Consider the following 13,064-nt stretch of genomic DNA (forward strand, 5'->3'; position numbering starts at 1 on the left):
CGGATCTGACCCCGTGCGGCGAGGTTATCCACGCATGGCGTGGATCTACCCTCGCGGTCTACTGCGCGAAGGCACCAGTGCGAACGTATCCACCGCCAGCTTCTCGGCGTGGTTCAACCACGCACGGATCTCCAGATCATCCACTTCGTGGTCCAGCCCGAACGACACGTTGATCTTGCCGTTGGCATCGGGCTGTACCCACTGCTGGGCCAGTACCACCTTGCGCTGCGAGGACACCGCTTCGATCCAGAAACCACGATCCGGGCGCGTGCTCGCCACCAGCTGCAGCATGTACTGGCCGGCACGGGTGCGGCGTCCCTTCTGGGTGATCATGTGCGCCTGGCGCACGCTCGGGCGCGGGCCCTGGAGCGCATCCAGCGGTGCATCCACCGCAATGCCGCCGCGCAGGTCGTTGTCGCGGTAGAGCTTGATGCCGTTGTCGCGGTTGACGAGCAGGGCGCACCAGTCGCCGTCGGCCGAGCCATCCTCGAATGCAGTGCAGCGGTCGACGTAGGCCAGGGTGTTGTCCGGATCGGCGTCATCGAACTGCCGCGAAGTGTTTTCCAGATACACCGACTTCAACCCCCAGTCCTTGTCGTACTCCAGCAGTACCGGGGGCTGCACGTGCTGCAGGCCGACCACCACCTGGTCATCGCCATCGATCTTCAGTTCGCGGGTCGGTTCGCCCAGCCACAGCGAACGGGCGAACGCCAGGTACTGCGGGTAATCGCGGCCGCCATCGCGCTGGTTTGCCACGCTGGCGCTGGGCGCGCGCTGGGCATCGATCAGCGAACGGCCAAAGCCCATCGTCTTCAGGTTCGGGTCCAGCAGGCTGAGCAGGGTCGCACCCGAATCCAGGGTGGTGCCGGCCTCGGCACTGAGCTGCTGCGGAGCAATGCCGTCGCCGAGGAACAGCAGCAGGTTCTCGCGCTTCTGCTTGGCCAGTATGTGGCTGAGGTCGTTGGGCATCGCCAGATGGTCGGAGGCGATCACGATCAGCGTGTCCTTGCCATACGGACTGGCCTGGATGCGCTCGACCAGCTGCGAGATCAGGCGGTCGGTGCACTTGAGTGCATTCAGCAGCCCGATGTTGCCGTACCCGCTCTGGTAGCGCTCGCCCTTGCATGACACCGGCAGGTGGCCCGCCGGATGGTGGGTGTCCATGGTCAGCGTGGTCAGCATGAACGGCGAACCGGCGCGCGAGAGCTGCTCGAAGCGTTGATAGGCGGTATCCAGCAGCACATCGTCGTGCACGCCCCAGGCCGAGTAGTGGATGCGGCCGATCTTCTTCTGCTGCTTGAACCATGCCAGGTCGTGCACTTCGTCGAAGCCGTGGCTGGCCAGGAACTGGCCCTTGCCGGCAAACTGGCCGTTGGCGCCGCCCAGGTAATGGTTGGTGTAGCCCTGCTGCTTCAGGTAGTCGCCCAGGCACACCGCCTTGGGCAGGAAGCTGCCCATGCGGTCCATGCTGTTCTCATCGCCCTGCGAGGTGGTCAGCGGCACGCCGCACATCGATGACACCAGGCCGGCGATGGTCCAGCCGCTGCCCTCGGCCGAGGCGAGGCCGCGTACATCCAGCGACTCCGACGCCAGGCGGTTGAGGTTGGGCATCAGGCCGGGAAACACGGCCTCGTCCAGATAGGTGCGTTCCAGGCTTTCGCCGTAGATCCATACGATGTTGCGCGGGCGCTGCAGCGGTTGTGTCGGCACCTGGTACTCGGGCGCGATGCGGGCGAAGTCGACCGGGCGAAGCTGCTGGTAAAGGCGTTGGCCGTCGCGGGCCAGCGGGCTGATCATGATTGTGGCGATCCACACGGCAGCGAAGCCGGCGAACCAGGTGCCACCATGGTCGGGCCGGCGCCAGCGCTTCACCCGTGTGGCGAACAACGGCAGCAGCGAGACCAGCGCCAGCACGATGAAGCCGGCGATGTAGCCCTTGAAGTCGGAGACACCGGCACCTTCCATGTCGGCGCCCAGGTGGTACAGCGTGGCAGCGTTGAGCCCGTCGCCGGACAGTTTGTCGATCAGCCACCAGGCACTGAGCGTGAGCAGCAGCAGCGAGAACGCACCGGCCTTCCACCACACCCACCTGTCGGACGCGAGGAACAACCAGCACAGCAGCAACAACGACAGCAGCAGTATCCAGAGCATAGGCAGCTTCGGCAGTGACGGGGTGGTGGTGATGGACGTCGTACCGACGCGTGCCCATCCGACCGACGCTGCCGCAATCACATTCACATGACAGGCCGATGACCCGATAGTGCATGCACGAACCTGACTGAAATGTTTGTTGAAATGACGCACGCGCAATCGCGCCCAGAAGGTAAAACGAGCGTGAAAGGCTTCGTTGGATTGCATTAAAAACCGCATGAATACGCGGTATTTCGTCGATGCGCTAGCGGTGCCCGCGTTCCTCGCGTGCCCGTGCCCGGCGGTCGAACAGCAGTGCACTGGTGACGATGCCCAAGCCCAGTACCACGCCGATCAACAGCAATACCAGTGCGATGAGTGGATAGCCGAACAGGTGCCAGCCGGTGTCGATCTTCATCATCATCGCGGCGGCCATGATCAGCGCCGCGCTGATGATGCCGGCCGCCACGCGGTTGGCGATCTTCTGCAGGTTCTCCATCAGCCGCGATTCTTCCAGGCCGGTCACCTTCATCTGCAGGCGGTTCTCGGCCAGCAGCGCCATGATGTCCGACAGCTTGCGCGGCCCATCGCGCAGCAACTGCTGCAGTTCCATCGCCTCGCTGGCGATGTTGGCGGCAGACAGCGACTTCTTCAGGCGCGCGCGCATCACGTGCTGCAGCTGGCGCTCGACGATGCGGCGTGTGTCCAGCTCCGGTGCCAGCAGCCGGCATACGGTTTCCAGGTTGAGCAGGGCCTTGCCGAGCAGGCTCAGTTCCGGCGGTGTGCGCAGGCCGCAGGCGGTGGCGATGCGCACCATGTCCAGCACCACGCGGCCTTCGGAGAAGCTGCCGCTGGCAGCGTAGCGTGCGATCAGCTGGCCGGTCTCGCGCAGGTAGCGCTCTTCGTCGAAGGCCTCCAGCCGCGTGCTGATGCTGATCAGGTCGTCGGCCACTTCTTCGCCACGGCCGTCAACGGCGGCGAACAGGATCTTCAGCAGCCGCTCGCGCAGGCGCGGCGGCATGTGCGCGACCATGCCCAGGTCGAAGATCGCCAGCCGGCCATCGGGCATCACCCGCAGGTTGCCCGGATGCGGGTCGGCATGGATCTCGCCATGCACGAAGATCTGGTCCAGGTAGCCGCGGATCAGCGCCGCCGCCAGCGGGTCCATCGACTGCTCGGTGCGGCGCACATCGGGAATCGCGTCCACGCGCACGCCGGTGGCCAGTTCCATGGTCAGCACGCGCTGGCTGCTGTAATCCCACAACGGCTGCGGAATCCACAGGCGCCGGAACGGCTTGAGATGGCGGCCGAACCGGGCCAGGTTCTCGGCCTCGGCGTGGTAATCCAGCTCCTGCATCAGGGTCTTGGCGAACTCGTTGAGCCAGTCGCGCAGGCGCACGCGGCGGCCCACCTGGGTCAGGTGGTCGGCGGCCAGCGCGAAGCTGCGCAGCGCTTCCAGGTCCGAGCGCAGCTGCGCGGCCACCTCCGGCTTCTGCACCTTCACCGCCACCTGGCGGCCATCGTGCAGCACCGCGCGATGCACCTGCGCGATGGAGGCACAGCCCAGCGGCTCGGGATCGAACGCGGCAAACAGCTTGTTCACCGGTGCGCCCAGTTCCTGCTCGACGATGGCATGGATGCGCTCGACCGGGATCTCGGCCACCTTTTCCTGCATGCGCTCCAGCGCCGTGGCGAACTCCACCGGCACCATGTCCGGGCGGGTGGACAGCATCTGGCCCAGTTTGACGAAGGTCGGGCCCAGGGCTTCCAGATCGCTGACGAACTGTTCGGGATTGCCATCGGCGGGCACGTCGGCCTGATTGCTGGCGGCGTCCAGGTTCATGCCCGAGAACACGCCCGAATGGCGGTAACGCATCAGCAGGCGCAGGATCTGGCTGCGCCGGTTCATGCCTGTGACCAGCGGAGGATTGCCAGTGGTGGTGGGCGGGTTGCTCAAGCGGAACTCCCATGCGGCCAGGACAGGCGGTGCCGGGCGTTGGCCGGCACTGCGCGGTTGCCGGCCAGCGGCTGGCACGACCGGATTTGGCAGTGTCGCCGGGGGGCGGTAGGCATGCAGTGAATCCCACGGCTACCGCAGGGACCGGCGGATCGGTCAGAATCGGCGCATTCCCTCTCTTGGACGCCCCATGGCCGGTGCCAGCCTGTTCGCCCTGCTCGACGATATCGCCTCCCTGCTCGACGATGTCTCGGTGCTGACCAAGGTCGCGGCGAAGAAGACCGCGGGCGTGTTGGGCGACGATCTGGCGTTGAACGCGCAGCAGGTCACCGGGGTCAACGCCAACCGCGAGCTGCCCGTGGTGTGGGCGGTGGCCAAGGGTTCATTGGTCAACAAGGTGATCCTGGTGCCGGCGGCACTGGCGATCAGCGCGCTGGAGGCCTGGCTGCACAGCCGCGGCTGGAACGTGCCGCTGATCGTGCCGCTGATGATGATCGGTGGTGCCTTCCTGTGCTTCGAAGGCGTGGAGAAGCTGGCGCACCGCTACCTGCATTCGTCCGATGACGATGCCGAGCGCCTGGCCGAGCGTCGCAAGGCGCTGGCCGATGCGCAGGTGGACATGGTGGCGTGGGAGAAGGACAAGGTGAAGGGTGCGATCCGCACCGATTTCATCCTCTCGGCCGAGATAATCGTGCTGACCCTGGGCGTGGTCGCCACCGCACCGTTCACCAACCAGGTGATCACCCTGGCTGTGGTGGCACTGGCGATGACGGTGTTCGTGTACGGGCTGGTGGCGGGCATCGTCAAGCTCGACGACGTCGGCCTGTACCTGTCGCGCAAGGGCGGTGCCATTGCCGCCTTCGGTCGCGGCCTGGTGGCTTCGGCGCCGTGGCTGATGAAGTTCCTGTCAGTGGCCGGCACCATCGCCATGTTCCTGGTGGGCGGCGGCATCCTGGTGCACAACGTGCCGGCGCTGCACCACGCGGTGCAGGCGTTGGGCGGCGAGGGGCAGTGGGGCTGGCTGGTCAGTGCAGCGGGCAACATGGTGGTCGGGATCATCGCCGGTGCCATCGTGCTGGCGGCGGTGACCGGCTTCCAGAAGCTGCGCGGGAAGTAATCTGTAGAGCCGAGCCCACGCTCGGCTGCTCTACGGCGCTCCGCGCCGCCGCCCGAGCATGGGCTCGGGCGCTACAGAGCCCGCACGTTGGATCATCACCCCGCCTGTACCCGGTTCTTGCCCTGCCGCTTGGCTGCATACAGCGCGTCATCGGCGCGCCGCAGCAGGGTTTCGATATCGTCGCCGGGCTGCCATTGCGCCAGCCCGGCGCTGAAATGCACGGGCACGCGCCGGTCCTGCACGGTCAGCACGCGGTGCGCCAGTGAACGCTGCAGGCGCTGCACGGTGGCCATGCTGTCGGCGGCCTGGGTTTCCGGCAGTACCAGCACGAACTCGTCGCCGCCCAGACGTGCGATGCCGTCGGTAGCGCGCAGCAGCAGTTTGCACACGGACACCAGGTGCTGCAGCAGCGCATCGCCACCCGCGTGGCCGTGCGCATCGTTGGTCTGGTGGAAATCATCAAGGTCGATCACTGCCACGCCCAGCGGTGAGCTGTTGCGTGCGGCGCGGGCCAGCTCGCGTTGCAGCAGTTCGTCCAGGCCACGGCGGTTCAGCGCCTGGGTCAGCGGGTCGATGCGGGCCAGGTCACCGGCGGCACGCAGTTCCTGCTCCAGCTCGGCAATGCGTTGTTCTGCACGTTCCACTTCCTGCCGCGCGTTGGCGAGGTGATCGCGCGCCTGTGCGGCCTGCTGCTGCACCTTGCCGGTATCGCGCATCACGTCCTGCAGCAGCTGGTTGAGGTCGGCGATGCTGCGCGCTTCACGCAGCTGCAGCGCGTAGCTGCCGATACGGTCGTGGTACTCACCGGTGCTGGTGGCCATGCCATCCATGCGTTCGATGAACTCGCCCATCAAGCCGCGCATGGCCGCCTTCGAGTCGTCGATGCCCTGGCGCAGCAGGCCCTGCTTGTAGATCACTTCACGCAGCTCGGCGCGGGTGCGCTCGACCGCTTCAGCTTCCAGTGGGCCGTCCAGCAACTGGCGCACCGCTGCAATCTGGCCCTGCAGCCAGCTGCGGTCATCCAGCAGCTCGCTCACGTTCTCCAGCAGCAACGCAAACAGCTCCAGCAGCAACGCCTGCTGTTCCTGCCAGCTTTCGGCGCGCACGCCGACCTGGTGGCCGAGTTCGCGCACGCCCTGTTCGATCGGCTCCAGCGCGGTGCCTGGCTGCCACTGGCGCAGGTGCATGGCCAGTGCCTGCGCCTGTTCGCGCAGATCGGGGTCGTGCTGCAGCAGGGCCACCACCGCGCCGCCCAGCAGCAGCCGCAGCTGCTCGGACAGGCGCAGGCTTTCCGGCTGCCCGTCCGGCGAATGCTGTTCGATGGTGCGGATGTACTTGTCGATCAGTTGCCGCATCGCGCGCCCGTAGCGTGGCCAATCGGCACTGGCCTGCGCCGATTGCAGGCGGTCGCCCATGTCACCGAGTTCGCCGGGCAGGGTGGCCATGCCGTTGGCGAACGCGGCCAGCAACGGCTCCGGCGCATCGGCACCGGCAAACAGCTGCTGCAGCGCCACGCCACCGCCGCCCTGCAGCACCACGCGGTCACCCAGCCCGTCGTCCACGACCGCGCGCACGCGTGCCGGCGGCCCAAGGGCGGTACCGGGGGCAGGGCGGTGGTCGGGCTGGTCCGTCATGGAGCGAATCCTGGGGCTGGCAGGGACTGGTTCCAGCATATCGGCGCGTCCGCCGACGGCTTGAACGGCTAGGATGGGCGACAGGATGCCGCAGTGGAGGTGCTAATGCGCGTGATGTTGCTGGGGGCGACCGGCCTGGTCGGCGGGTTGACCCTGCGCAGGCTGCTGGACGACCCGCGCTGCAGCGCCGTGATCGCCCCGGCCCGCCGTCCACTGGACCTGCGCCATGCCAAGCTGGAGAACCCGGTGCTGGCCTTCGATGCGTTGCCGGCCGAAGCCGGCTGGGCGCGTGTGGACGCGGTGATCTGCGCGCTGGGCAGCACCATCGCCCAGGCCGGCAGCCGCGAGGCCTTCCATCGTATCGACCACGATTACCCGCTGGCGTTCGCCCGCCTGGCACAGGTACAGGGTGCGCAGGCCTATGTACTGAATTCCGCAGCCGGCGCTGATCCGCAGTCGTCGATCTTCTACAGCCGGGTGAAGGGCGAGCTGGAGCGCGACCTGCGTGCGTTGGACTTCGCCTCGTTGACCCTGGTTCGACCGGGACTGATCGGAGGCGAGCGCACCGAGGTGCGCCGTGGCGAGCGTTTCGCATTGGCGGTGCTCGGCGCGCTGGGGCCGGTACTGCCGCGGGCGTGGAGGATCAACCCGGCCAGCGAAATCGCCAAGGCACTGGTCGAGGCGGCGCTGGCCCCGCAACCGGGTGAGCAGGTGGTGGCCTCAGGCGCGCTGGTCGGCTGATGTCGCGTGCGCTGCGCCTGACCCAGCTGCTGCAGCTGCTGCGTCGCCATCGGCGGCCGGTGGCCGGGCAGGTGCTGGCCGAAGCGCTGGGCATCAGCCTGCGCACGCTGTACCGCGATATCGAGACGCTGCGCGAGCAGGGCGCCGACCTGCGTGGTGAGGCCGGCGTCGGCTACCAGCTTGCGCCGAGCGACACCCTGCCGCCGATGACCCTGCCACCGGCCGAGATCGACGCGCTGGTGCTGGGCCTGCGCTGGGTTGCGGCGCGCACCGAGCCGGCACTGGCTGAGGCGGCACGTGATGCCCTGGCACGTATCGCGCATGTGTTGCCTGCAGCCCGCCGCGAGGCGTTACGTGACAGCGGCCTGCGTGTCGGCCCTTCGCGGGCGGCGGCCAAGGTGCCGTCTGCACGCCTGCAGGCCGTGCGTGAGGCCGTGGGTTCGCAGCAGCGCCTGCGGTTCGGTTACGAGGATGCGCAGGGCCAGCGCAGTGAGCGGATCGTCTGGCCGTTCGCGCTGGGCTACTTCGACGAAGTGCCGATGCTGGCGGCGTGGTGCGAGAGCCGCGGGGACTTCCGCCATTTCCGGCTGGACCGCATCCGCCAGGTGCGCGCGCTGCAGGATCACTATCGGGTGCCGCGCGCCACCCTGCTGCGGCGCTGGCAGAAGGCACAGGGCATCACGCCGGACTGGCTGGATCGTTCGTAGCGTCGGGCTTGTCCGCCTGCTTCCGCGCTTCGTTTCCTGCTGCGGGCGTGATGGGTTGGCGGCCTTTGCTCTTAGCTCTGGTAGAAGTCGAGCTTGCTCGACTGCCCTTGATCTTCGCGAACAGCTGTCGAGCAAGCTCGACATCTACCAAGGCAAGGACAACAGCTGTCGAGCAATCTCGATGCTACTGACAGAATCTGTCAGCAGGGCAGTACCACCATGAACGCTCCCAACAACGGAGCCACCCCATGTTCAAGCCCAGCACCCTGCTGCAGTACGTGCGCGACGTCGCTGCCAGCGCCACCTTCTACAGCGGCATCCTCGGCAGACCGCCGGTCGAGCAGTCGCCCGGGTTCGCCCTGTTCCTGATCGGCGATGGCGCGGCACTCGGCCTGTGGCAGCGCGATGACGTGCAACCGCCGGTGTCCGCGCAGGCCGGCGCCGCCGAACTGGCGATGGTCGTCGCCAACCCTGACGCCGTGCAGCAGATGCACGATGCGTGGCATGCGCTCGGTGTGCAGATCCTGCAGGCACCGGTAACGCTGGAATTCGGCCACACCTTCGTCGGTGCCGATCCTGATGGCCACCGCTTGCGCGTCTACAGCCGCGCCGAAGGTCTGGTAGCGCGTGATTGATCGCCGGCGTTCTGTAGAGCCGAGCCCATGCTCGGCTGCTTCATGCCTTCATCCACTGAAAAGCAGCCGAGCATGGCTCGGCTCTACAGGAGAAGAGCGGGCATAAAAAAACGCCGGGCAGTGCCCGGCGTTTTTTTGTTCATGTGCCAACCAACGGTTGGCACCCACCAATCAGCTGGATCAGCTGGCCAGCGCCAGGTCGTCCATCATCGCGCGCAGGAAGCGGGCCGCTTCGCCGCCGGTGGCCGCGCGGTGGTCGAAGGTGACCGACAGCGGGATCACCTTGTGCGCTTCCACGCCGCCCATCACCGGGGTCATCTGGTGGCGGGCACGGCCGGCACCGACGATGGCCACGCACGGCGGCACCACGACCGGGGTCGCGTAGCGGCCGGCGAACATGCCGAAGTTGGACAGCGAGATGGTATAGCCACTCAGTTCCGAGGCCGCGATCGAACGCGATTCGACCTGCTCGCGCAGGCGGTTGACGCCTTCGCGGATGCCGCGTGCATCGAGCATGTCGGCGTTGCGCAGGGCCGGCACGAACAGGCCGTCGTCGGTGTCCACGGCGATGCCGATGTCCACCTGCGCATGCAGGGTGCGGGTCAGGGCTTCACCGTCGAACCAGGCGTTCATCGCCGGCACCTTCTGTGCGGCGACCACGATCGAACGCACCAGGCGCGCGGTGACATCGTTACCCGGCAGCCAGGCATGGATGTCGGCGTCGTCGTTCAGCGTGGTCGGCACGACCTTGCTGTGCGCATCGGCCATCACCCGTGCCATGTTGCGGCGCACGCCCTTCAGCGGTTCCGGCTGACCCTTGGCGACCACGCCCGGCGGCTGGGTACGCATCGGCTTGCCGGCGGCGGACAGCGGGGTGCGGGCTTCGCTCTGCACCGGGGCCGAGACCTGCGCCGGGGCCGGCGCGGCATACGCGGCAGCGGCGACCGGTGCCGGGGCGGCGCCGAGCCTGGCGCTGCCGTTGGCGGCGGCCTGCTTGACGTCGGCCATGGTCACCGCGCCATCGGTGCCGGTGGCCGGCACGCGGCCCAGGTCGACACCCAGCTTGCGGGCCATCGCACGCACGGCCGGCACGGCCTTGACGCCACCGACGGCCAGCGCCTGTTCGGCGTGCACGGCATTGGAGCTCTGCATCGCGCCAACCACGGTGCCGGCGTCATCGCGCTCGGCTGCGGCAGGCTTGGCCTCTTCCGCGGCGACTGGCGCCGCCGGCAGCGGCGGCGGGGTCGGTGCTGCGGCCGGAGCGGCGTGGCCGTGGCTGTGGCCGGTGTCCTGGCCATCGGCACGCTGCGGCAGGTTCGGGTCCAGTTCGAAGCTGGCCAGCACCGAGCCGGTCGGGATGATGTCGCCGGCCCCGCCGGACAGTTTCAGCACCTTGCCGGAGAACGGCGAGGGCACTTCGACAACGGCCTTGGCGGTCTCCATCGACACCAGCGGCTCGTCCAGCTTGATCACATCGCCTTCCTTGACGAACCACTCGACGATGGTCGCGTCCGGCAGGCCTTCGCCCAGGTCGGGCAGGTTGAAGTTCTTGGTCTGGCTCATTTGCAGTTCTCTTCCAGCAGTTCCAGTTCGCGGGCCGGCAGCCAACCCGTCGCGCCATTGGCGCGCTCGGACCACCACCACCCGCCATGTTCGTGATGAAGCTTCACCATCTCGCCGCTTTCCACATCCAGCTCGCGGGCGTCGTAGTCGCACAGGGCTTCGGCGCGACCCTCATCCAGCAGCTGCAACCAGGCGATGGGCGCCCATCCAGCGCGCCCATCGTTGGTGCGTACCCAGGCAAACGCCGGCCATTCCTCGTCACGGACACCTACTTCGACGATCTGGCCGGTGTGGAACCGGAGCGGGTTGGGATACTGGCTGCGGTAAGCCCCCAGAAGGCGGGCCCGCATGTCAGCCGGCCGCCACCGCGCGCTTGGCCGCAGCCACGATCCGCTCAACGCTCGGCAGGTACTTCATCTCCAGGCGGAACAGCGGAATGTGGGTGTCGTAGCCAGTAACGCGTTCGACCGGGGCCAGCAGGTCGTAGATCGATTCCTCGGCCAGGCGCGCGGCGATCTCGGCGCCGAAGCCCGCGGTCTTCGGGGCCTCCTGCACGATCACGCAGCGGCCGGTCTTGGCCACCGACTCGGCGATGGTGGCGAAGTCCAGCGGGCGCAGCGTGGCCACGTCGATGACTTCGGCACTGATGCCTTCGCCGGCCAGCTTGTCGGCCGCTTCCAGCGCTTCCTTCACCTGCGCGCCCCAGGTCACCAGGGTCACGTCGGTGCCATCGCGCAGCACGAAGCAGACGTCCAGCGGCAAGGCTTCGCCGTCGTTGACGACCACTTCCTTGTACTGGCGGTAGATACGCTTGGGCTCCATGTAGATCACCGGATCCGGCTCGCGGATCGCGGCCAGCAGCAGGCCGTAGGCACGCTGCGGGCTGGACGGCAGCACCACACGCAGGCCCGGCACGTTGGTGAAGATCGCTTCGTTGGCTTCGCTGTGGTGTTCCGGCGCGCGGATGCCACCGCCCCACGGCACGCGCAGCACCATCGGGCAGTGCAGGCGGCCACGGGTGCGGTAGCGCAGGCGTGCGGCGTGGCAGACGATATGGTCGACCATCGGGTACATGAAGCCATCGAACTGGGCTTCGGCCACCGGCTTCATGCCCTGTGCGGCCAGGCCAATGGTCAGGCCGGCGATGGTGGTTTCGTCCAGCGGGGTGTCGAGGATGCGGTCCGAGCCGAAGCGCTGCTGCAGACCGGCGGTGGCGCGGAACACGCCGCCATTGACGCCCACGTCTTCGCCCAGCACCAGCACCGACGGGTCGTGTTCCAGCTCCCAGGCCAGCGCCTGGGTGATGGCTTCGATCAGGGTGATCGGGGTGGTGGTCATGCTGTCATCTCCGCGCGCGACAGCAGCGCTGTCGGCGGCGTTGGTGTGCGCGCCGGGCGCGCCGTTCTTGATCTCATCCATGGCGCTTCTCCAGGGCGATCGCCTGGGCACGCTGGGCCAGCAGGTCCGGCGGCGGATCGGCATACAGGAAATCGAACATCGCCTCGACCGGCTGCACCGGCGTGTTGAGGTACAGGTTCACTTCCTCGTCCACGCGCTTGCCGCACTCGGCGGTCCAGGCGGCTTCTTCTTCCTCGCTCCACACACCCGCGTTGATCAGGTACTTGCGCAGGCGCAGCATCGGCTCGCGCTGCCAGGCATCCTTCACCTCGGCGTCGTCGCGGTAGCGGCGTGCGTCATCGGCGGTGGTGTGGTCGGACAGGCGGTAGGTCATCAGTTCCAGCACGGTGCCACCGCCGCCGGCCAGCGCACGTTCGCGCGCCTGCTCCATCGCCGCCAGCACTGCGATCAGGTCGTTGCCGTCCACCTGCAGGCAGTGCAGGCCGCCAGCCAGGCCCTTCTGCGCCAGCGTTTCGGCACCGGTCTGGGCCGAGCGCGGCACCGAGATGGCCCAACCGTTGTTGACGATGCACAGGATCAGCGGCAGCTTGTAGGCGCCGGCCGAATTCAGGGCCGCGTAGAAGTCGGTCTTGGAACTGCCGCCATCGCCGCACACGGCCACGGCGATCTGCGGTTCCTTGTTGAGCTTGAACTTCAGCGCGGCGCCTGCGGCGTGCAGGCACTGGGTGGAAATCGGCACGCAGAACGGGAAGTCCTTGGCCGCGTTGCCGCCGTAATCGTTGCCGCGTTCGTCGCCGCCCCAGTACATCAGCACGTCGTGCGGGCGCACGCCACGCATGAACATGGCGCCATACTCGCGGTACGAAGGCGCGAACACGTCGTCCTTCTGCATCGCAGCGCCGATACCCACGTGCGCGGCTTCATGGCCCAGGCAGGCGGCATAGGTGCCGAGCTTGCCGGTGCGCTGCAGCGCGATGGATTTGCTGTCGAACGTGCGTACGAACAGCATCTGCTTGAACAGCGGTACCAGGACCTTGGGGTCGCGCAGCGACGCGGGCAGGTCATCGCGGACGAGCTTGCCGTCCGCGTCCAGGTACTGCAGGTATTCGATCTTGAATTCAGCGGCAACCGTCATTGCGTACTGCACCTTCGACAGAGAAGTTACAAATGATATGAATCACCATGTTAAGGAACGCGTACGGAATAGCCTTCCTGCGCCGC

10 protein-coding genes and 1 pseudogene are annotated in these 13,064 nt (G+C 67.3%); 4 read left to right on the forward strand and 7 right to left on the reverse strand.

From position 1 onward, the window contains the following. Positions 1 to 45: 45 nt before the first annotated feature. Both B9Y64_RS19790 and B9Y64_RS19795 read right to left on the reverse strand, forming a co-directional pair. Entirely contained in the window at positions 46 to 2,151 is a 2,106-nt protein-coding gene (locus B9Y64_RS19790; protein ID WP_100442212.1) for a phosphoglycerol transferase I, read from the reverse strand. A 244-nt stretch (positions 2,152 to 2,395) separates the two neighbouring features. Then, positions 2,396 to 4,042, reverse strand: a pseudogene (locus tag B9Y64_RS19795) (ABC1 kinase family protein); the annotation flags it as partial. A 235-nt stretch (positions 4,043 to 4,277) separates the two neighbouring features. On the opposite strand from B9Y64_RS19795, the gene B9Y64_RS19800 reads away from it, so the two are divergent. Next, positions 4,278 to 5,204, forward strand: a complete 927-nt coding sequence (locus B9Y64_RS19800; protein WP_100442114.1) for a DUF808 domain-containing protein — start codon at positions 4,278 to 4,280, stop codon at positions 5,202 to 5,204. Between the two features lie 95 nt (positions 5,205 to 5,299). On the opposite strand, the gene B9Y64_RS19805 is transcribed toward B9Y64_RS19800, so the two are convergent. Next, on the reverse strand, positions 5,300 to 6,838 hold the full coding sequence (locus B9Y64_RS19805) for a GGDEF domain-containing protein (RefSeq protein ID WP_100442115.1): 1,539 nt from the start codon (positions 6,836 to 6,838) through the stop codon (positions 5,300 to 5,302). 105 nt (positions 6,839 to 6,943) lie between these two features. On the opposite strand from B9Y64_RS19805, the gene B9Y64_RS19810 reads away from it, so the two are divergent. The 3 genes from B9Y64_RS19810 (at position 6,944) to B9Y64_RS19820 (ending at position 8,921) form a co-directional block, all read left to right on the forward strand. Then, the gene (locus B9Y64_RS19810) at positions 6,944 to 7,579 is read left to right on the forward strand and encodes an NAD-dependent dehydratase (RefSeq protein ID WP_100442116.1); all 636 of its coding nucleotides are present in this window, start codon (positions 6,944 to 6,946) and stop codon (positions 7,577 to 7,579) included. Then, entirely contained in the window at positions 7,579 to 8,286 is a 708-nt protein-coding gene (locus B9Y64_RS19815; RefSeq protein ID WP_100442117.1) for a helix-turn-helix transcriptional regulator, read from the forward strand. Before B9Y64_RS19810 ends, B9Y64_RS19815 begins: the two co-directional genes overlap by 1 nt. A 248-nt stretch (positions 8,287 to 8,534) precedes the next feature. Next, entirely contained in the window at positions 8,535 to 8,921 is a 387-nt protein-coding gene (locus tag B9Y64_RS19820) for a VOC family protein (protein ID WP_100442118.1), read from the forward strand. 180 nt (positions 8,922 to 9,101) lie between these two features. Here B9Y64_RS19820 and B9Y64_RS19825 read toward each other — a convergent pair whose 3' ends face one another. Genes B9Y64_RS19825 through pdhA form a run of 4 tightly spaced genes read right to left on the reverse strand, consistent with a single transcriptional unit; the run spans position 9,102 to position 12,978 of the window. After that, on the reverse strand, positions 9,102 to 10,484 hold the full coding sequence (locus B9Y64_RS19825) for a dihydrolipoamide acetyltransferase family protein (RefSeq protein ID WP_100442119.1): 1,383 nt from the start codon (positions 10,482 to 10,484) through the stop codon (positions 9,102 to 9,104). Beyond that, complete coding sequence (locus B9Y64_RS19830; RefSeq protein ID WP_005411349.1) at positions 10,481 to 10,834, reverse strand: SH3 domain-containing protein; 354 nt, start codon at positions 10,832 to 10,834, stop codon at positions 10,481 to 10,483. Before B9Y64_RS19830 ends, B9Y64_RS19825 begins: the two co-directional genes overlap by 4 nt. A gap of 1 nt (position 10,835) precedes the next feature. Then, complete coding sequence (locus B9Y64_RS19835) at positions 10,836 to 11,903, reverse strand: alpha-ketoacid dehydrogenase subunit beta (protein WP_005419896.1); 1,068 nt, start codon at positions 11,901 to 11,903, stop codon at positions 10,836 to 10,838. Next, positions 11,896 to 12,978, reverse strand: coding sequence for a pyruvate dehydrogenase (acetyl-transferring) E1 component subunit alpha (pdhA, locus tag B9Y64_RS19840; RefSeq protein WP_100442120.1), 1,083 nt, complete (start codon positions 12,976 to 12,978; stop codon positions 11,896 to 11,898). The genes B9Y64_RS19835 and pdhA overlap by 8 nt, the downstream gene beginning before the upstream one ends. Positions 12,979 to 13,064 lie beyond the last annotated feature (86 nt).

This window comes from Stenotrophomonas maltophilia, assembly GCF_002799245.1.
In the GTDB taxonomy this organism is placed as follows: Bacteria; Pseudomonadota; Gammaproteobacteria; order Xanthomonadales; family Xanthomonadaceae; genus Stenotrophomonas; species Stenotrophomonas maltophilia_S.